This window comes from Rhizobium sp. CB3171 (genome assembly GCF_029714265.1).
GTDB lineage: Bacteria > Pseudomonadota > Alphaproteobacteria > Rhizobiales > Rhizobiaceae > Rhizobium.
The window spans coordinates 3502825-3521223 of the sequence record NZ_CP121652.1 but is presented as its reverse complement, the minus strand read 5'-3'; the positions used below and the strand labels follow the sequence as shown (position 1 = coordinate 3521223).

At 59.8% G+C, this 18399-nt stretch carries 19 protein-coding genes and 1 pseudogene; 5 read left to right on the top strand and 15 right to left on the bottom strand.

All coding sequences use genetic code 11. The features are described from left to right. Position 1: 1 nt before the first annotated feature. From trpB to QA648_RS17075, 3 genes are all read right to left on the bottom strand, one after another. Positions 2 to 1216 (bottom strand): tryptophan synthase subunit beta, encoded by a 1215-nt coding sequence (trpB, locus tag QA648_RS17085; RefSeq protein ID WP_283048247.1) that lies wholly within the window; start codon positions 1214 to 1216, stop codon positions 2 to 4. After that, complete coding sequence (locus tag QA648_RS17080; protein ID WP_104821452.1) at positions 1213 to 1887, bottom strand: phosphoribosylanthranilate isomerase; 675 nt, start codon at positions 1885 to 1887, stop codon at positions 1213 to 1215. The genes trpB and QA648_RS17080 overlap by 4 nt, the downstream gene beginning before the upstream one ends. A 194-nt stretch (positions 1888 to 2081) precedes the next feature. After that, positions 2082 to 2897 carry an oxidoreductase gene (locus tag QA648_RS17075; protein WP_283048246.1) on the bottom strand — a complete coding sequence of 272 codons (816 nt, stop codon included), beginning with the start codon at positions 2895 to 2897 and terminating at the stop codon, positions 2082 to 2084. A gap of 89 nt (positions 2898 to 2986) precedes the next feature. On the opposite strand from QA648_RS17075, the gene QA648_RS17070 reads away from it, so the two are divergent. Then, positions 2987 to 3430, top strand: coding sequence for a helix-turn-helix domain-containing protein (locus tag QA648_RS17070; protein ID WP_283048245.1), 444 nt, complete (start codon positions 2987 to 2989; stop codon positions 3428 to 3430). Positions 3431 to 3458: 28 nt separating this feature from the next. Here QA648_RS17070 and QA648_RS17065 read toward each other — a convergent pair whose 3' ends face one another. The 6 genes and pseudogenes from QA648_RS17065 to QA648_RS17040 form a co-directional block, all read right to left on the bottom strand. Continuing rightward, on the bottom strand, positions 3459 to 4220 hold the full coding sequence (locus QA648_RS17065) for a SprT family zinc-dependent metalloprotease (RefSeq protein WP_283048244.1): 762 nt from the start codon (positions 4218 to 4220) through the stop codon (positions 3459 to 3461). Positions 4221 to 4310: 90 nt separating this feature from the next. Next, positions 4311 to 4751: a DUF2852 domain-containing protein gene (locus QA648_RS17060; RefSeq protein ID WP_104821448.1), complete on the bottom strand. Its 441-nt coding sequence runs from the start codon at positions 4749 to 4751 to the stop codon at positions 4311 to 4313. Positions 4752 to 4909: 158 nt separating this feature from the next. After that, entirely contained in the window at positions 4910 to 6184 is a 1275-nt protein-coding gene (phaZ, locus tag QA648_RS17055; RefSeq protein WP_283048242.1) for a polyhydroxyalkanoate depolymerase, read from the bottom strand. Positions 6185 to 6392: 208 nt separating this feature from the next. Continuing rightward, positions 6393 to 7235: a fumarylacetoacetate hydrolase family protein gene (locus QA648_RS17050; RefSeq protein WP_283048241.1), complete on the bottom strand. Its 843-nt coding sequence runs from the start codon at positions 7233 to 7235 to the stop codon at positions 6393 to 6395. 129 nt (positions 7236 to 7364) lie between these two features. Further along, a pseudogene (locus QA648_RS17045) lies at positions 7365 to 8778 on the bottom strand (pyridoxal-dependent decarboxylase). A 64-nt stretch (positions 8779 to 8842) separates the two neighbouring features. Beyond that, positions 8843 to 9796 (bottom strand): glutathione S-transferase family protein, encoded by a 954-nt coding sequence (locus QA648_RS17040; RefSeq protein ID WP_283048239.1) that lies wholly within the window; start codon positions 9794 to 9796, stop codon positions 8843 to 8845. A gap of 154 nt (positions 9797 to 9950) precedes the next feature. On the opposite strand from QA648_RS17040, the gene QA648_RS17035 reads away from it, so the two are divergent. Together QA648_RS17035 and QA648_RS17030 are read left to right on the top strand one after the other, a co-directional pair. Continuing rightward, complete coding sequence (locus QA648_RS17035) at positions 9951 to 10250, top strand: DUF2218 domain-containing protein (protein WP_283048238.1); 300 nt, start codon at positions 9951 to 9953, stop codon at positions 10248 to 10250. A gap of 82 nt (positions 10251 to 10332) precedes the next feature. Beyond that, the gene (locus tag QA648_RS17030; RefSeq protein WP_283048236.1) at positions 10333 to 10932 is read left to right on the top strand and encodes a nitroreductase family protein; all 600 of its coding nucleotides are present in this window, start codon (positions 10333 to 10335) and stop codon (positions 10930 to 10932) included. Between the two features lie 67 nt (positions 10933 to 10999). Here QA648_RS17030 and gyrB read toward each other — a convergent pair whose 3' ends face one another. From gyrB to QA648_RS17005, 5 genes are all read right to left on the bottom strand, one after another. Next, positions 11000 to 13435, bottom strand: coding sequence for a DNA topoisomerase (ATP-hydrolyzing) subunit B (gene gyrB, locus QA648_RS17025; protein ID WP_283048235.1), 2436 nt, complete (start codon positions 13433 to 13435; stop codon positions 11000 to 11002). A 149-nt stretch (positions 13436 to 13584) separates the two neighbouring features. Beyond that, entirely contained in the window at positions 13585 to 13950 is a 366-nt protein-coding gene (locus QA648_RS17020) for a helix-turn-helix transcriptional regulator (RefSeq protein ID WP_104821440.1), read from the bottom strand. Then, positions 13947 to 14531, bottom strand: coding sequence for a Smr/MutS family protein (locus QA648_RS17015; protein ID WP_283048233.1), 585 nt, complete (start codon positions 14529 to 14531; stop codon positions 13947 to 13949). The genes QA648_RS17020 and QA648_RS17015 overlap by 4 nt, the downstream gene beginning before the upstream one ends. Continuing rightward, positions 14531 to 15649 carry a murein transglycosylase A gene (locus QA648_RS17010; RefSeq protein ID WP_283048232.1) on the bottom strand — a complete coding sequence of 373 codons (1119 nt, stop codon included), beginning with the start codon at positions 15647 to 15649 and terminating at the stop codon, positions 14531 to 14533. Before QA648_RS17010 ends, QA648_RS17015 begins: the two co-directional genes overlap by 1 nt. Further along, positions 15646 to 16347, bottom strand: coding sequence for a Tim44/TimA family putative adaptor protein (locus QA648_RS17005; RefSeq protein ID WP_104821437.1), 702 nt, complete (start codon positions 16345 to 16347; stop codon positions 15646 to 15648). Before QA648_RS17005 ends, QA648_RS17010 begins: the two co-directional genes overlap by 4 nt. Before the next feature lie 148 nt (positions 16348 to 16495). Here QA648_RS17005 and QA648_RS17000 point away from each other — a divergent pair, with 148 nt between their 5' ends. Further along, positions 16496 to 17026: an FxsA family protein gene (locus tag QA648_RS17000; RefSeq protein WP_283048230.1), complete on the top strand. Its 531-nt coding sequence runs from the start codon at positions 16496 to 16498 to the stop codon at positions 17024 to 17026. 95 nt (positions 17027 to 17121) lie between these two features. Next, positions 17122 to 17604 (top strand): protein-export chaperone SecB, encoded by a 483-nt coding sequence (secB, locus tag QA648_RS16995; protein ID WP_104821435.1) that lies wholly within the window; start codon positions 17122 to 17124, stop codon positions 17602 to 17604. 81 nt (positions 17605 to 17685) lie between these two features. On the opposite strand, the gene dnaQ is transcribed toward secB, so the two are convergent. After that, positions 17686 to 18399 (bottom strand): DNA polymerase III subunit epsilon, encoded by a 714-nt coding sequence (gene dnaQ / locus QA648_RS16990; protein WP_283048228.1) that lies wholly within the window; start codon positions 18397 to 18399, stop codon positions 17686 to 17688.

The window sequence follows — 18399 nt, the reverse complement described above, 5'->3', positions numbered from 1 at the left end:
CTCACATTCCCAGAATCTTGCCGACGGTGAAGATGTCCTTGTCGCCGCGGCCGGAGAGGTTCATCAGGATGATCTCGTCCTTGCCCATCTTCGGCGCGCGCTTGATGACTTCGGCAAGCGCATGGCTCGGCTCGAGTGCCGGAATGATGCCCTCGAGGCGCGTCAGCGTCTGGAAGGCTTCCAGCGCCTCATGGTCCATGATCGGCACGTATTCGACGCGGCCGATATCATTCAGCCAGGAATGTTCCGGGCCGATGCCGGGATAGTCGAGGCCGGCCGATATCGAATGTCCTTCCTTGATCTGGCCGTCGCCATCCTGCAGCAAGTAGGTGCGGTTGCCATGCAGCACGCCGGGCGAGCCAGCGGTGATCGAGGCGCAATGCTCGTCGCCCTGCAGACCCTTGCCGCCGGCTTCGACGCCGACGATCTTGACGTCCTCGTCATCGAGGAAGGGATGGAAGATGCCGATGGCGTTCGAACCGCCGCCGACGGCAGCGATGACGAGATCCGGCAAGCGACCCTCGGCCTCAAGCATCTGCTGCTTGGCTTCCGAACCAATGACCGACTGGAAGTCGCGGACCATTTCCGGATAGGGATGCGGGCCGGCGGCTGTGCCGATCAGGTAATAGGTATCGTCGACATTGGTGACCCAGTCGCGAAGGGCTTCGTTCATTGCGTCCTTCAGCGTGCCGCTGCCGGCGGTGACCGGAACCACCTCGGCGCCGAGCAGCTTCATGCGGAAAACGTTCGGCGCCTGGCGCTCGACGTCGGTTGCGCCCATGTAGACGACGCAGGGAAATCCGAAGCGGGCGGCCACCGTTGCCGAGGCGACGCCATGCTGGCCGGCGCCGGTTTCGGCGATGATGCGGGTCTTGCCCATGCGCTTGGCGAGCAGGATCTGGCCGATACAATTGTTGATCTTATGCGAGCCGGTGTGGTTCAGCTCTTCGCGCTTGAAATAGATCTTGGCGCCGCCAAGCTCGGCCGTCAGGCGCTCAGCGAAGTAGAGCGGGCTCGGGCGGCCGATATAATGGGCGCCGAGCGACTTCAGCTCTGCCTGGAAGGCCGGATCGTTCTTCGCCTTGTTCCATTCCTCCTGCAGATCCAGGATCAGTGGCATGAGCGTTTCGGCTACGAAACGGCCGCCATAAATGCCGAAACGGCCGTCCTCATCGGGGCCGGCACGGAAGGAATTGGGTTTGGGCGTCTGGTTCACTCTCTACTCCCTGCTGCCGGTTCCGGCAGACATGCTTCTGTAAAAGCGTCGAAAAACTGGTCGATCTTCCCGAGATCCTTCACGCCCGGCGCACTTTCGAGGGCGGAGGAAAGATCGATACCGGTGGCCTTGGTGGATGCCAGCGCCTCAGCGACATTGTCCTTGTTCACACCGCCAGACAGCATGTAATCCACCCGATCGTCGAGCCAGCTCATCAGGCTCCAATCGAAGGATACGCCGTTTCCGCCCGGCAGCTCCGAACCGGCCGGCGGCTTAGCATCGAACAGGAACCGGTCGGCAATGCCGATATAAGATTCCACCCGCTTCAGATCGCCGGCATCGCGCACCGCCATGGCCTTCATGACGGGGACATTATAGACCGCTTTGATCGTCAGCACACGCTCCGGGCTTTCACTGCCATGGAGCTGCAGCATATCCGGCTTCACCAGCGACATGATCTCGTCGAGATCGTCATTCGTGGGATTGACCGTGACGGCAACGATCTTCGCCTTGCCGCGCGCGCGTTCCGCCAGTTGTCCGGCCAGATCGGGCTCGATATAGCGCGGGCTCTTTTCGAAGAAAATAAAACCGATATGGGTAGCGCCCCGCTCCAGAGCGCGGTCCACCGCTTCCGGCGTCTTCAGGCCACAAATTTTGACATCGGGGTTCATGGCAGCGAAGTGACATGAAATTGCAAAAGAGTCGAGCCTAAAGGCGACGCGCGGGGAATTTTACGCTGTTCGGAAGCAATGGGCAGCATGGGCTCATCGGCGTAGGGCGCACCCAAGCAATGCTTTCATGAGAACTAGCTTTCGTTTCCAAATAATGACCGTCGGACCTTGAGTGCCGCCCGACGATCAAGTGATCAGGCGGGAAGTCTGCTAAACTTGCGAAGGTTCTTGTCGACGAAAGACTCCGGCAGGAAGCGGCGTATGAAACGGATCTGTCCCGCTGCCTTGCCTGCAGTGTAGCGTCTCTTCGGCGATGCGGCGCTCGCGGCTTTCAGCACCATGCCGGCGACAACCTCCGGCGCATCACCCGTCCCAATAATCTCGCGCATCAGTTTCTCTGCATTGGTGCGAGCCGTATCGTATAACGGAAGCGGATGATCCGGTCGCGTCAGGTTCTCCTCGAAGGACGTACGGGTGACACCGGGCTCCACGAGCACGACACGGATGCCTTGTGTTCGGACCTCGTGGTCAAGGGATTCGGAATAGCCCTCGATCGCGTGCTTGGTCGATGCGTAAAGCGCGTTATAGGGAGCGGGGATCAGCCCAAGGATGGAACTCATGTTGATGATCCTGCCTTTGCGCTGACGTCTCATCACTGGAAGTATTGCATTCGTCATCCGCAGGACGCCGAAAAAGTTCACCTCGAACAGAGCCTTCGCCTGCGCGGCAGAGGATTCCTCGGCTCCGCCAAGCAATCCGATCCCGGCATTGTTGACGAGAAGATCGATCGGTCCCGCGCGGGCCAGTATCTCATCAACCGCCCTTTGCACCGATTCCTCGTCGGTAACGTCGCATACCAGCATGGCAACTCCGTCCGGAGTATCCGGCATGGGCTTGCGGCTGGTTCCAAACACTCTGTATCCAGCGCGTCGCAACGCTTGCGCAGTCACCAACCCGATACCGGAGGAAGCGCCCGTAACCAGGGCGACGCCGCTTTCTATCTTGCTCATCTGTCTCTGCTTTCATTTTGGCATGGAACATCAACGAACAACCTGTTACTATCAATTCAGTAGTAAGTCACTATCAAAAAGATATCGACATGAAGAATCTTTCGAACCAGCCATGCCTCATCGCCCGCAGCCTTGCATTGGTAGGCGATGCGTGGAGCATGCTGATCATGCGGGACGCCCATACGGGGCTCACTCGCTTTGACGAATTTCGCAAGAGCCTTGGCATCGCGCCGACAATGCTGACTGCCCGACTGGCCGCGCTTACGGAAGATGGTCTGCTGGAAAAGCGACGCTACTCGGAGCGGCCTCCGCGCGATGAATACGTGCTGACAGAGGCGGGCCAGGACTTTCTTCCCGTGCTGTTTGCGATTGGAGCATGGGGACGGAAGCATCGCCCCTGCAATGATGTGACCCGGTTTTTCGACGCCGAGGCTGGTACCGAAATCGATCCCGTCACCATCGACCGCGCGACCGGCGCCCCGATCGGAACACGTCCCATCCGCATCGCAATGCCCGACAACGCCGTCGAATGAGGAAGTTCAGTCGCCTTCTGCGGCCTGCTCAATCAAAATCGATCGCGTGCAACTGGCTGCCATGACGCTTCAGCCAGGCCTTGGCTTCGTCCATGTCGGGGCAGAGCTTGCGGCAGAGGGCCCAGAAGCGCGGGCCGTGGTTCATTTCGCGTAGGTGCGCGACCTCGTGGGCGGCGAGATAGTCGATCACCAGCTGCGGCGCCATGACGATGCGCCAGGAGAAGCTCAGATTTCCGCCCGAGGAGCAGGAACCCCAGCGGCTGCGGGTATCCTTCATGCTGATGGAAGAGACCGTGGCGCGGATCGCTTTCGCGTGCAACGCCACCAGCTTTTCCAGATCGGCGCGGGCCTCCTTCTTAAGGAAGGTCGCGATGCGCCGGCCGGCATGTTCCGGCAGGCCGCTGACACGCAGCACTGGCAAACCATCGGCGATAACAGCCTCGGTCAGGCCGCGCAGGCTGCCGGTATGCTCGATGCGATGGCGGATACCGCGCAGAAGGATTTCGCTGCCGCTCTGAAGATTTGCCTGGGTGGAGAATTTCGCAAGCTTGGTCAGCAGCCAGCCCTGATGCCGGTCGAGGAAGGCATTGACCTCGCGGGCGGCGAGGCCAGGCGGAATGGTCATCTTCAGCGCCCGTCCGCCGGGCTCGATCCTGAGCGTGATCCGCGTTGCCCGCTCATGCTGACGGATCGTCAGGGGCATCAGCCGGCCGGCCACGTCCAAGGTGCGCGTTTCCGGCGCGGGCGGCTTGGGAGCAGGTCGGCGGGATCTGGACGAAAGCGGAAACATGAAAAGCAGTTTTATACGATTCGCTGGGGTTTCTGGCAAAGAAAAACCGGCATCGCCGGATGCCGGTTTTGACTGGAAAAGCTGTTGTAATTACGGCGTCTTAAACTCGGAAGCCGGGCCGTTGTCATCGTTGCGCTTGACGTTGTTACGGTCGCGCATGAAACGGTCGAACTCTTCCTGATCCTTGGCGCGGCGCAGTTCGCGGACGTAGGTGTCGAACTCGGCGCGCATTTCATCGAGTTTGCGGCGCTCCTCTTCGAGGCGCTCCAGCTCTGCCCGGCGCCAATCGTCGAAGGCGACATTGCCGGTGGAGAAATGCTGGCGATAACGGCCGCGGTGGCGGCCGCAGCCGGCAAACATGCCGTCGGCCTTCTGGTTCACATCCCGTTTGAAATCTCTCAGGCGTTCGCCGAAGAGAATATAGGCAAGCATGGCGAGACCCAGAGGCCAGAAGACCACGAAGCCAAGTATCATCAGGGCAATGGTAGCCGGAGTCCAATCCGGGCGAAGCAATGCTGACTGGTGGTTCATCGTGAGGTATCCTCGCAGTAAGGCGGCCCGGCCACATGCCGAACCGCTGGAATCGAGATGGTAACCTCTTCGTGAGCCTTCAATGGCTTTTGCCGGGAAAATCGGACAAGCCCTTGAATCCGGCCCAATAATTCAACAAAAGCTAATTATTTGCAATTTCAGGCCGATTTGCCGCCCTTGATCACACGCTTGACCACTGGCTTTCCGGTGCGGCTATGTTCGCGGGTGAAAGCGACGATGCGCGGCGCGATTTCACGACGGAAACGCGAACCGTTGAAGACGCCGTAATGGCCGACATCCGGCTGCAGGTAGTGCATCCGCATATCGTCGGGAATGTTGGTGCAGATGGTCTGCGCCGCCTTGGTTTGACCGACACCGGAAATGTCGTCGTTTTCGCCTTCGACTGTCAGCAGGGCGACATTACGGATCGCCGTCGGATCGACGCGCTGGCCGCGGTGCGTCAGCTCACCCTTCGGCAGCGCGTGCTTTATGAACACCTGATCGACGGTCTGCAGGTAGAATTCCGCCGTCAGATCCATGACCGCCAGATATTCGTCATAGAAATCGCGGTGCTTCTCCGGCTCGCCGTCGTTCTTGACGAGGTGCATGAAGAAGTCCTTATGCGCGATCATGTGCCGGTCGAGGTTCATCGACATGAAGCCGGAGAGCTGCAGGAAACCGGGATAGACCGAGCGCATGAAGCCCGGCTGCGGCCAGGGCACGTTCATGACGACATTGTCGGCGAACCATTCGAGCGGCCTGTCCTTGGCAAGCTGGTTTACTGCCGTCGGGTTGATGCGCGTGTCGATCGGACCACCCATCAGCGTCATCGACGAGGGCGACAGCGGATCGCTGGCCGCTTCCATCACCGCGGCTGCGGCCAGGACCGGCACGGAGGGCTGACAGACGGCAATGACATGGGTGTCCGGCCCGAGATGATGCAGCATCTCGATGACGTAATCGATGTAATCTTCCAGATCGAAGGTGCCTTCGGTCATCGGCACCATGCGGGCATCGATCCAATCGGTGATGTAGATATCGGCATTCGGCAGCAGCGCTTCTACCGTCCCGCGCAGCAGCGTCGCATAGTGACCCGACATCGGCGCGACAATCAGGATGCGCGGATCGCTGCCATGGCCGGCGGGCAGGCTGCGCTCGAAATGGATGAGATTGCAGAAGGGCTTGTTCCAGACGATCTTTTCGTAGACCGAGATCGGCTTTCCTTCGATCGAGGTTTCAGGCAGGCCGAATTCCGGCTTGCCGTAGCGGCGGGTGGTGCGCTCGAAGACTTCGAGACTTGCCGTCAACGTGCGGCCAAGCATCGTATGGGACAGAGGGTTTAGCGGATTGGCATAGGCCAGGCGCATCATGTCGGCAGCGGCGCGGAAAGGTGCGAGGGCGGCATGATTGAGTTCATAAAGCTGATAAAACATAAAATCATTACCTTTCGAGGTGATCAGACGAGAACGCTACCCCCAGCGCGCGCCTCGTCCATGAAGCTCTTTCTATCGAGACTATCAGTTTTTGTTGCAGGGCAACATAACCCTTTCGGAATCTTGCGCATGTAAAAATGCCGGAGAATCGTCTCTCCGGCATCAATAATGGTCTCAAAACGTTAAAGTTCCTGATCGTGCACGTTCATCAAGCGTCAGCCAGGAAGGTTTGGCGCTGCGTGCCGAGACCTTCCATGCCGAGCTCCACGACGTCGCCGGGCTTCAGATATTGCGGCGGCTTCATGCCCATGCCGACGCCCGGAGGCGTGCCCGTGGAGATGACATCGCCCGGATGCAGCGACATGAACTGGCTGAGATAGGAGACGAGGTAGGCGACGCCATAGACCATGGTCTTGGTCGAGCCGTTCTGCATCATCTGGCCGTTGACCTTCAGCCACATGCCAAGCTTCTGCGGATCGGCGACTTCGTCCTTGGTGACGAGCCAGGGGCCGATCGGGCCGAAGGTGTCGCAGGACTTGCCCTTGGTCCACTGTCCCGAACGCTCAGTCTGGAAGCCGCGTTCGGAGACGTCGTGGGAAACGCAGTAACCGGCGACATAATCCAATGCGTCGGCTTCGCTCACATATTTCGCCGTCTTGCCAATGACCACGCCGAGCTCGACTTCCCAATCGGTCTTTTCCGAGCCGCGCGGGATCAGCACGTTGTCGTTCGGGCCGACGATGGCAGAAGTTGCCTTCATGAAGATGATCGGCTCCGGCGGCACGGTGGCGCCGGTTTCGGCGGCATGGTCGGAGAAGTTCAGGCCGATGCAGATGAACTTGCCGGTGCCGGCGACGCAAGCGCCGATACGGCCTTCCGCCAATTCCGGCAGGCTCTTCGGATCGAGCGCGGCGATCTTCGCCAGGCCGGCAGGCGAAATCGCCTCGTCGCCGATATCGGCGACATGCGCGGAGAGATCGCGGATCTTGCCGTCGCTATCCAGAAGCGCCGGCTTTTCCTTGCCGGCATCGCCAACACGCAACAATTTCATAGGTCTTCCTTCCCTGCATTTTCAAAGATGAGATTGGCTTCACCATATATGAACGAATTATTCATCAGTGTCACCCATCGATTTCTGGCCTAACATGTCTCGCTCGCCTGCACCGGAACAACGGCGTTCCTATGACGATGGCAAGGAGCGCGCGATTTCGACAATGGTGGCAAAGGCGATATCGACATCTTCCGCCGTCGTCTCGAACTGTCCTGCCTGAAAGCCAATGACCAGCCTGCCATCGACCCGCGTCTGCGTCAGATAAATGCGGCCATCATTGTTGATGGCGGCAATCAGGCGCTGGGTATGGCTTTCCTGTTCTGTACCGGCGGGTGCTTTGTGATCGAAGGAGAAGAGCGACAGGAACGGCTGGGTGACGATCTCGAAATCCGGCTCGGCCGCCAGACGCCAGGGTCTCGGACCAGGCGACATGGCTGCGGATCATCGTGCGCAGGCCTTCGAGACCGTGATAGCGCAACAGGAACCAGAGTTTCAGCGCGCGGAAGCGGCGACCGAGCGGCACCGACCATTCGGAATAATTGATGATACCATCGTGACCATGGGTACGCAGAAATTCCGGATGGATTGCCAGCGTCCGCACCAGGGATTCCGGCTCGCGGATGAACTGGACGGAGCAATCAAACTGCGCACCAAGCCATTTATGCGGATTGAAGACGATGGAATCGGCCTGCTCGACGCCCTGCCACAATGCCCGGAATTCCGGGCAGATCATCGCTGAGCCGGCCCAGGCTGCGTCGACATGTACATAGAGCCCTTGGGCGTGCGCGACTTCGACGACCGCTGCAATATCATCGCAGCCGCCGATACTCGTGCCGCCAACACACGCGATGACGCCGGCCGGCAGCAGACCCGCCGCGCGATCCCGTTCGATCGCAGCAGCGAGCGCCTCGGTATCCATAGCGTGGTTCGGGCCGATGGAAGGGATACGGACCAGGTTCTCCGCGCCGATGCCGGATATCCAGATGGCGCGATCGATCGACGTATGGACCTGATCGGTGCAATAGATGCGGATGGTTTTGTTCGCCGCAAGCCCTTGGCTGTTGCCCTGCCAGCCGAGCGCTCGTTCGCGCATGACCAGAACCGCTGCCAGCGTCGCCGTCGAGGCGGAATCCTGGATGACGCCGGTGAAGCCCTCGGGCAATCCAAGCGCTTGGCGCAGCCAATCCACCACCTTGGTTTCCAGCTCTGTGGCGGAAGGCGAGGTCTGCCAGAGCATGCATTGGGCGGCGATCGCGCTGACGAGATATTCGGCGACGACCGAGACCGGGGCGGCATTGGCGGGGAAATAGGCGAAGAAGCGCGGGTGCTGCCAGTGCGTCATGCCGGGAACGAGGATATCCTCAAAATCCTTGAAGATATCCTCCATCGCTTCGCCGGATTCGGGCGGAGAATCCGCGATATGCGCTGCGATTTCGCCGGGCTTCGTCTGGGCCCGCACCGGCCGGTCGCGGAGCGATGCGCGATAGTCCGCCCCCCAATCCGCCGCCTTTTCCGACCAGCGCCGAAACTCCTCCCAATCCATGATCGCCTCCACGCTCCGTCAGATCGAGGCAGACCTTAGACCGGTTTTCTGAGGCGGTCGAGTATCAGAAAAGCTCGTCGAGCGCAGGGCCAGCCGGCACAATTCCAGTCGGATTGAGCGCCGCGATGGAGTAATAGCCGCGCTTGATATGGTCGAAGCTGACGGTCTCGGCGATGCCGGGCCAATCGAGCATGCGACGGCAGAAGGCCTGGAGGTTGGCATAGTCCGACAGGCGGCGGAGATTGCATTTGAACAGGCCGTGATAGGCAAGATCGAAGCGAACGAGGGTCACGAAAAGCCTGATGTCACTTTCGGTCGGGTGCTCAGCAAAGAGGAAGTCCTTGCCCTCCAGTTCGCCTTCAACCCAATCGAGGCAATCGAACACATCGCGGAAGGCTTCTTCATAGGCGATCTGCGTCGTTGCAAAACCGGTGCGGTAGACACCATTATTGAGGACCGGATAGATGCGGGCGCTGAAAGCATCGATATCTTCGCGCCGGCCGGCCGGATAAAGGTCGATCGCGTGGCTGGCGAGATCGCCGAAACCGTCGTTCAACATGCGCAGAATATCAGCGGATTCGTTGTTGACGATCGTGCCCTTCCGCTTGTCCCAAAGCACCGGCACGGTGGCGCGGCCGGAGAAGAGCGGATCGGCCTTCGTATAGATTTCGTGCACATAGCCGGCGCCGTTGACCGGATCGTTGGTCGCGCCGGGGTAATCGCCGAACCGCCAGCCTTGCTTGCTCAAGGCCGGCTCGACCACCGATACGGAAATGACCTCTTCCAAACCCTTCAGCTTGCGGCCGATGAGCGTGCGCGAGGCCCAGGGGCAGATCAGCGCGACATAGAGATGGTAACGGCCGGCTTCGGCTGCAAAACCACCCTCACCCGTCGGGCCTGGTCGCCCATCCGATGTCACCCAATTGCGGAAGCTCGATGTCTGGCGAACGAAGCCGCCCTTTTCATCCTTGGCCTGGACGGGTTGCCAGTCTTCCATCCACTTTCCGCTCACCAGCAAGGTTCTGTCTCCAATTTGCGCGCGTTCTGTTGGGCGCGATCATAGCGAAATCGGATTTCACCGAAATAACGTAATGTTGAAACAGACTGTCTACCGGGCAGCGCCGGATACGACTATAAACTTGCCTCCTATATTCCAGTTATCGGAGCCCCCTATGCCTACTTCCGTTTCTTCCGTGAAAACCGACCATGCCAGTCGCTATCTGCAGCAGCTTTGCAAGCACTGGAGTCACAAATTCACCGTCGAATTCAACGAAACCGCCGGCAAAGTGCCGTTCAGCCCCGAAACCTTCGTCGAGTTTTCGGCCGATGCTTCCGCTTTGCTGATGACCCTGCACGTCGAAAATCCGCAGGACCTCGAGCGCATGCAGAATGTGGTGGCCGATCACCTCAAGCGATTTGCCTTCCGCGAAGAGCTCGACGTGGTCTGGACTGCGGACGCAAGCGGGGTATAGGTTCACTTCGCATCCTCCAAAGCCAGTCGCTTCGTCCGCTCCCAACGGTCCGCGACCGGCTCCCTCAGATGGAAAGAATCCCATGACGTCCAGCAATACCCGCGAATCGCAATATCCGATCGACAAGCTCTTTCTCGACCGTTGGTCGCCGCGTGCCTTCTCCAGCGAAACCATGCCGGAGGCCGATCTCCTGACCATTCTGGAAGCCGCCCACTGGGCGCCGTCCGCCTCCAATCTGCAGCCTTGGCGCTTTGTCTACGCACTGCGTGGCTCGGAGAACTGGGAGAAATTCCTCGATCTCCTGATCGAGTTCAACCAGGGCTGGGCGAAATCCGCCGCGGCGCTGCTTTTCGTCGTTTCGCGCACTCATAACGGCGAACTCGGCTCCGCCGAGCAGAAGCCTAACTACAGCCACTCCTTCGACACTGGTACAGCCTGGGGCTTCCTGGCGCTGCAGGCGCACCTAGCCGGCTACGCAGCGCACGGCATGGGCGGTTTCCATGTCGAGAAATCCTATGAAGTTCTCGGCATTCCGGAAGGCTTCCGCGTCGAGGCGGCCGTTGCGATCGGCAAGGTTGGCGATAAGGATCAGCTTCCGGAGAAGCTAAGGGAACGCGAAGTGCCGAACCACCGCAAGCCGCTTTCCGAAGTCGCCTTTAACGGCAGCTTCATCGCCAAGTAATTAATCTTAAAACGGAAAGGCCCGCCGGAAGATCAGGCGGGCCTTTTTTGATTTCTGAAATTGGCGATCAAATATCGAGATTGGCGACGCTGAGGGCGTTGTCCTGAATGAATTCGCGCCGGGGTTCCACCTCGTCGCCCATGAGCCGGGCAAACAAACCGTCGGCATCGGTCGCATCGGTGACCTTGACCTGCAGCAGCGAACGGACATTCGGATCGAGTGTCGTTTCCCAGAGCTGCTCGGCATTCATTTCGCCAAGACCCTTGTAGCGCTGCATGGTGAGACCCTTGCGGCCACTGGCAAAGATGGTTTCCAGCAGCATGCGCGGACCGGAAATCTCGGTTTCGCCGTCGCGGCGAACGAGCTTCGGCGGCAGATTATAGATCTCCTTGAGGCGCGAGGCGAGCTGATCAATAAGGCGCGCGTCCTGCGAGCCGATCAGCGCCATATCGAGAACGACGACTTCCTTGACGCCCCGCACCATACGCTCGAAACGCAAGCCGCCTTCGCTGGTGAGCCCGCCGGTCCAGCCGCGTTCAGTTTCTTCGGCAATGATATCGAGCCGGTTGGCAACATCATTCACCAGGCTTTCGGCACGCGCCTGGTTGCTGACGAGTTCGGCATTCAGAGCGCCGGCAATCGCCGCTTGTTCGATGACGGAACGGTTATAACGCGAATGTAGATTGTCGAGCAGCGTGCGCAGACGCAGGGCGTCCGAAATGACCTCCCGCAGATCCTGGCCGGCGCGAACCTCACCGGTGCCGAGATGCAGGCTGGCATCATCGAGACCCTGGCCGATCAGATATTCCTCCAGCGCCTTCTCGTCCTTCACATATTGCACCGACTTGCCGCGCGTCACCTTATAGAGCGGCGGCTGAGCGATATAGAGATGGCCGCGCTCGATAAGATCAGGCATCTGCCGGAAGAAGAAGGTGAGCAGCAGCGTGCGAATATGGGCGCCGTCGACGTCGGCGTCCGTCATGATGATGATCTTGTGATAGCGCAGCTTGTCGGCGTTGAACTCGTCCTTGCCGATGCCGGTGCCGAGTGCGGTGATCAGCGTGCCGATTTCCTGGCTCGACAGCATCTTGTCGAAGCGGGCGCGCTCGACGTTGAGGATCTTACCGCGCAGCGGCAGGATCGCCTGGTTTTCGCGCGAGCGGCCCTGCTTGGCCGAACCGCCTGCCGAGTCACCCTCGACCAGGAAGACTTCGGACTTGGCCGGATCGCGTTCGGAGCAGTCGGCAAGCTTGCCGGGGAGAGAAGCGATATCCAGCGCGCCCTTGCGCCGGGTCAGTTCGCGCGCCTTGCGGGCAGCTTCGCGGGCGGCGGCGGCTTCGACGACCTTGCCGACCAGCACCTTCGCATCGGCGGGATGTTCTTCGAGCCAGATGCTCAGCGCTTCGTTGACGAGGCTTTCGACCACCGGCCGCACTTCCGACGACACCAGCTTGTCCTTGGTCTGCGAGGAGAATTTGGGGTCCGGAACCTTGACGGAAAGCACCGCCGTCAGGCCTTCGCGGCAATCATCGCCCGTCAGCGTCACCTTTTCCTTCTTGGTGATGCCGGAAGTATCGGCATAGGAGGTGATCTGACGTGTCAGCGCGCCACGGAAGCCCGCCATATGCGTGCCACCGTCGCGCTGCGGGATGTTGTTGGTGAAGCAGAGCACGTTTTCATGGTAGCTGTCGTTCCACCACATCGCCACTTCGACGGTGATGCCATCCTTTTCACCACGGATGGATACCGGCTTTTCGACCAGCGGCTTCTTGGCGCGATCGAGAAAGGCGACGAAAGCCTCCAGGCCTCCGTCATAGATCATCTCTTCCTGCTTGATGTCGGAATGACGCTTATCGGTCAGAAGAATGCGGACGCCGGAGTTCAGGAATGCAAGCTCGCGCAGGCGATGTTCCAACGTCGCATAGTCGAATTCCGTCATGGTAAAGGTCTGCGAGCTCGGCATGAAGCTGACTTCGGTGCCGGTCTCGGTGCCGGCATCGCCGGTCTCCTTGAGCGGCGCGTCGGCGACGCCGTGGGTGAAGCTCATTTCATGGATCTTGCCTTGACGGCGGATCTTCAGTTTCAGCCAGACGGACAAGGCATTGACGACGGAGACGCCGACGCCATGCAGGCCGCCGGAGACCTTGTAGGAGTTCTGGTCGAATTTACCGCCGGCGTGTAGTTGGGTCATGATGACCTCGGCTGCGGAAACACCTTCGCCAGTGTGAATATCCGTCGGGATGCCGCGGCCGTTGTCGGTGACGGTCACCGAACCATCGGGATTGAGCGTCACCGTAACGATGTCCGCATGGCCGGCCAGCGCCTCGTCGATGGCGTTGTCGACAACCTCATAGACCATGTGGTGCAGGCCCGAACCGTCATCCGTGTCGCCGATGTACATGCCGGGGCGCTTGCGCACGGCATCAAGGCCCTTCAGAACCTTGATGGAATCTGCGCCATACTCGGCATTGCCGCCGTTTTCGGTTACGGATGTATCGGTCATATATTGAAGTCTTTCCAGTGTTTTAGAGAACCCTGCCGATCTCTACCGAATCAGCGGTTTTTCTTTCCCTGAATATAGGATGTTTCGCCCCGAACTTCCAAATGGAAGGCCCCTCATATCAGGCATAAAGCAGGGGATTAAGGCGGTTTTCAGCCGCTTTTGCCGGCATTTTCGAGAAGCTCGGATAGCTCCCCAATCGTTGCCGCATCGAGGCTGCGAATCCGGCCCGCCAACCGATTGACAAAGGCCGTATATTCCGGCGCCAGGCCCGAGGTGTCGATGACGACGCGCGGGTCGGAAAAGCGTGCCACGAGGAACAATTCCTCCGCCTCGTCCCAGATGATGTTGAAGTATCCGGCAATGCGCTGCAGGAGATCGAAAGTCGGCGTGCCGCGCTTTCCATGTTCTAAGGCGGATAAATAAGCCGGAGTCACGTTCAGCGCCGCAGCCATTTCCTTCTGCGAGACACCCTTGCGCGCTCTCAGCTTTCTTACCGCTTCGCCAAAGGGGGTCACAGCTTCTCGCCTTTCAGTCGCGACAGGCGGATATAGAGGGCGCCGTCGCCGCCATGATGCTGCGCCGCCGTCTCATAGGACGAAATCAGGAAGCGGAATTCCGGCTTGGAAAACCACATCGGCACGGCACGCTTCAAGGCGCCCTCGCTACCCATGGAACTGCCCTTACCGGTGATGACTAGCACATGGCGAAGGCCGCGCTGATGCGCGCGGAGAAGGAAATCGAGGAGCATGGCGTGCGCCTCGCTCTGGATCAGCCCGTGAAGGTCGATCCGCGCTTCCAACGCCAGCCGGCCCTTGGCGATCTTACGCTTGACCGGCCGCTCCAGCGGATGGTGCGCGCCGGAAGGCGGTTTGGCCGGTGGCGGCGGAATTTGCGGATCTCGGGACGCTGCCGAAGCTTTCTCCTTCTCGGCACGTGCGGTCTCCTCCGCCCGTGCCTCTGCCGCCAGAACCTCGTCGAAAGCTTCGATATCGGCGAGCCGTTCCGGCATTGGCCGGGTGCTTTTCGCCACCTTGCCCCAGAGGATGCGCTCGTCGGTGCTGAGCTTTCGTTCCTTGGTTTGCCGTTCTGAAGCCATCAGCCGAACCTCTGAGCTGCCGCCTTCGGAACCAATATATAAAAATCCGCATCGTTGCGCACGGTACCGGCAAGCTCTCCCGCATCGTAGCCGGAACCGGTAAAAATATCCCCACGCGCCGGGCCGACGATCGCCGAACCGGTATCGAGCGCCAGCATCAGCCGCCCGAAAGGTTTGCCGCCGTCGAGGTGCGTCAAGCTTTCCGACTGGATGAAGAAAGGAAAGCCGAAAGTGTGGATCTGCCGGTCGACCGCCAGCGAACGGCCCGCGACCAGCGGCACTTTCGCCGCTGCGATCGGGCCGAGCGTCGGATCGCTGACATCCGCCTCGCGGAAGAAAATGTAGGACCTGTTGTGCCACAGGACTTCATCGACTTCCTGCGGATGGGCATAGAGCCAATCGCGGATCGTCTGCATCGAAATCGTCGCGCGGTCGAGTACGCCGCGTTCGATCAGCAGGCGGCCGACGGCCGAGAAGGGATGGCCGGCCTTGGCGGCATAGGTGATGCGGCCCATGCGTCCATCGGAATAGAGCAATCTCGCCGCGCCCTGCACATGCACGAAGAAGACGTCGACTTTGGACTTCGCCCAGGCGATCTCCAGGCCCCTGCCCTCCAGGTAACCACGATCGATCTCGCCGCGGTCCGGATAGGCAGCGACGGCGCCGTTATCGAGACGACCGAACATATAGGATGGATCGAGATCCGCAGGCCGGTTGGTATCGTCGAGATCGATCAGATCGTCCGGCCGGCGATAGAACGGATAGCGATAGGTCTCGTCCGGTGTTGCGGAGACTGCAATCTCCGGCTCATAGAAGGCTGTTACGAAACCTCTGGCGCCGTCGCCGCGGCGAATAAAAAAGGGCTGGCAGCGTTCTTCGAAGAAGGCGCGGGCCTCGGCAGCGTCCTTGGGCGCGTAGCCTTCTGCATCGTCGAGCAGGGTCAGGAGCTCGTTTGCGGTCAGCCCGGCTGCACCGGTGCGGTAGGGCTTTACATCTCTGATATGGTCCCGACAGTCCTTCATGGCACGAAAAAGGCTGGAAGGATCGTCGTCCTTCCAGCCCTTCAGATCGGCGAAGGTTGCCGGCTCAAGCCTGAAATCCTGCGATGGGGTCGTCATTGTTCGGATTCGGTCGCCACGAGTTTCCAGTTCGGGTCGCGCGAACGGCTGTCGCGGGCAAAGGTCCAGAGATCGCTGATTTCGGCAACGGCCTCGGCGTCGCCGTCGATCAGCGTGCCGGCCTTATCGTAGGTCGCCGAAATCATCTGGCTGACGATGCGCATCGTCACGAAGGCTTCCGTCCCCTTCATCTCGGCGGTGACGATATCGGCCTTGTCGATGCCGACAAAGGTGGACTTTACCTTTTCGCCCCTGGTTTCGCGCTCTGTAATGGCGGCATCGAAGCCTTCATAGACCTCGCGCGATAACAGGCCCTTCAGCGCCTTGCGATCGCCATCGGCAAAGGCCATGACGATCATCTCATAGGCCATGCGGGCGCCATTGACGAATTCCTTCGGATTGAAGCTGGGATCGGCCTTGCTCAATTCGCGCAGCGAATCGTTGAGCGGCGTGCCGGCTGCCGCAAAGGCGTCGATGGCCGCAAAACGATCCTCATCCTCGGCTGCATCGCGGCGCGGCAGGGTCACTACCTTGCCGGCATCCGGTACAGTCGGACCCGTAGCCGAATCGGGAGAACCGTAGAGATCGCGCGGCGGCTTCTCGTTCCCCGTACGGCGGCCAAGAACGCTACGGAGCTGAAAGAAAATCAGCACCGCTGCCACCAGGAAAAAGATCGTCACAAAGTCGTTTGCACCCATCTCGTATCGGAACCGCCGTTAAAATTGAGAGTTTCAATCCCCATATAGTCCGCATCGATCTATCATTCAAATAGCGGACCGGTATCTTTATTATGCGCGATAGACTAACGCTAAGCGTATAAGCCCCCCGCTTCCAGGACACATTAACATGCGCCTATCCCTCGTACCTGTCTTCGTCTTTCTGATGCCGCTTGCCGAAATCGCCGGCTTCATCATCGTCGGCAAGATGGTCGGCGTCTGGGCGACATTGGGACTGGTAATCCTCAGCGCCCTCCTGGGTGCCGCTCTTCTCAGAATCCAGGGCATCGGTATCCTGCAGCGCATTTCCGCCGAGAGCCGCAATGGCGGCGATCCGGGACGCGAAATGGTGCATGGCGCCATGATCGTCGTTGCCGCATTCCTGCTGATGCTACCCGGCTTCATCTCTGATATTATCGGTTTGCTGCTCTTCATTCCGGCCGTGCGTGAGCTCGCCTGGACGGTCCTGCGCAAACGCATCGTCGTTCTGGGCAGTTCGCGTGCCTTCAGGCGCGGCGCCGGCCAAGGCCCGAGTTCGGCTTCCGGCCCGCAAACAGGGCCGCGCAGCCCCGGGCATGTCGTCGATCTGGACGAGACCAATTTCCATCGAGAGCCCAATCGCAACTCGCCTTGGTCTGACAAAAAACGCCTTGAAGAGTAGGCAACAGCGGCCAAAGATGGCCGAAGCCTCAAGGGTTGTAAGCCCTTATTCGAAATGCTAGATGGCGACACCCATTGACGTCAGAGGAAACCCCCATGGCCAACGAGAACAGCGGCAACGGCGCAGCCAGCCCGAGCCTTTCCATCCTTGCTCAATACACCAAGGATCTTTCCTTCGAAAATCCTGGTGCTCCGCGCTCGCTGCAGGCCCGGGAAAACGCCCCCGATATCAACATCAATGTCAACGTCAACGCCAATCCGCTGTCGGAATCGGATTTCGACGTCGTGCTGACGCTGAATGCCGAAGCCAAGGATGGCGAACGGGTTCTCTTCCACACCGAGCTGGTCTATGGCGGCGTCTTCCGCGTCACCGGTTTCCCGCAGGAACACATGCTGCCGCTGCTCTTCATCGAGTGCCCGCGCCTGCTCTTCCCCTTCGCCCGTCAGATCATCGCCGACGTCACCCGCAACGGCGGCTTCCCGCCGCTGATGATCGACCCGATCGATTTCGCGCAGATGTTCACCCAGCGCGTCGCCGAAGAACAGGCCCGCGCCCAGGTCGAAGCGGTTCCGAACTAAGCCTTCGGTCCATTCCATCGATAGAAACAAAGATGCCCGGATTTCGATCCGGGCATTTTCTTTTGGGCTTAGAGTATGTTTTCAATTCGCGGCGCGGTATTTTGACCAGATGCCTTTTTCGCCAAGCTTGGCGATCAGCGCTGCGTGATCTTCCAGCTCGGCCTCGCTCAATCTGCTCGCCAGCGGCGTCGGTCGCACCAGGATATCCGCAACGATCTCTTCGGCATCGTCGACCTGACGGGAGCGTGCGGAACCGTTGATGCTGCCGAGACCAAGGGCTGTCTGCCGGCCGCCGATCATCTCGATATAGACTTCAGCCAGCAATTCAGAGTCGAGAAGCGCGCCGTGTTTGGTGCGGTGGGAATTGTCGATGCCATAGCGCCGGCAGAGGGCATCCAGTGAGTTCGGCCCCATCGGATGTTTGCGCCGGGCCATGGCCAGCGTGTCGATCACCGTATCGGGTAGGATCGGCGGCCGACCAAGCCGCGCGAATTCGGCATTGACGAAACCCATATCGAAAGTCGCATTGTGGGCGATCCACTTGGCTTCGCCGAAAAAGGCAAGGATTTCATCGGCGACATCGGCAAAGGACGGCTTGTCCTTCAGGAATTCGTCGGTGATGCCGTGCACGGCAAGCGCGTCCGGATGGACTTTGCGGTCGCCGGGATTGATATAGAGATGGAGGGTCTTGCCGGTCGGAAAGTGATTGAAGAGCTCGATACCACCGATTTCGATGACCCGGTCGGCTCTGTTGTCGAGGCCGGTCGTTTCCGTATCGAAAATGATTTCGCGCAT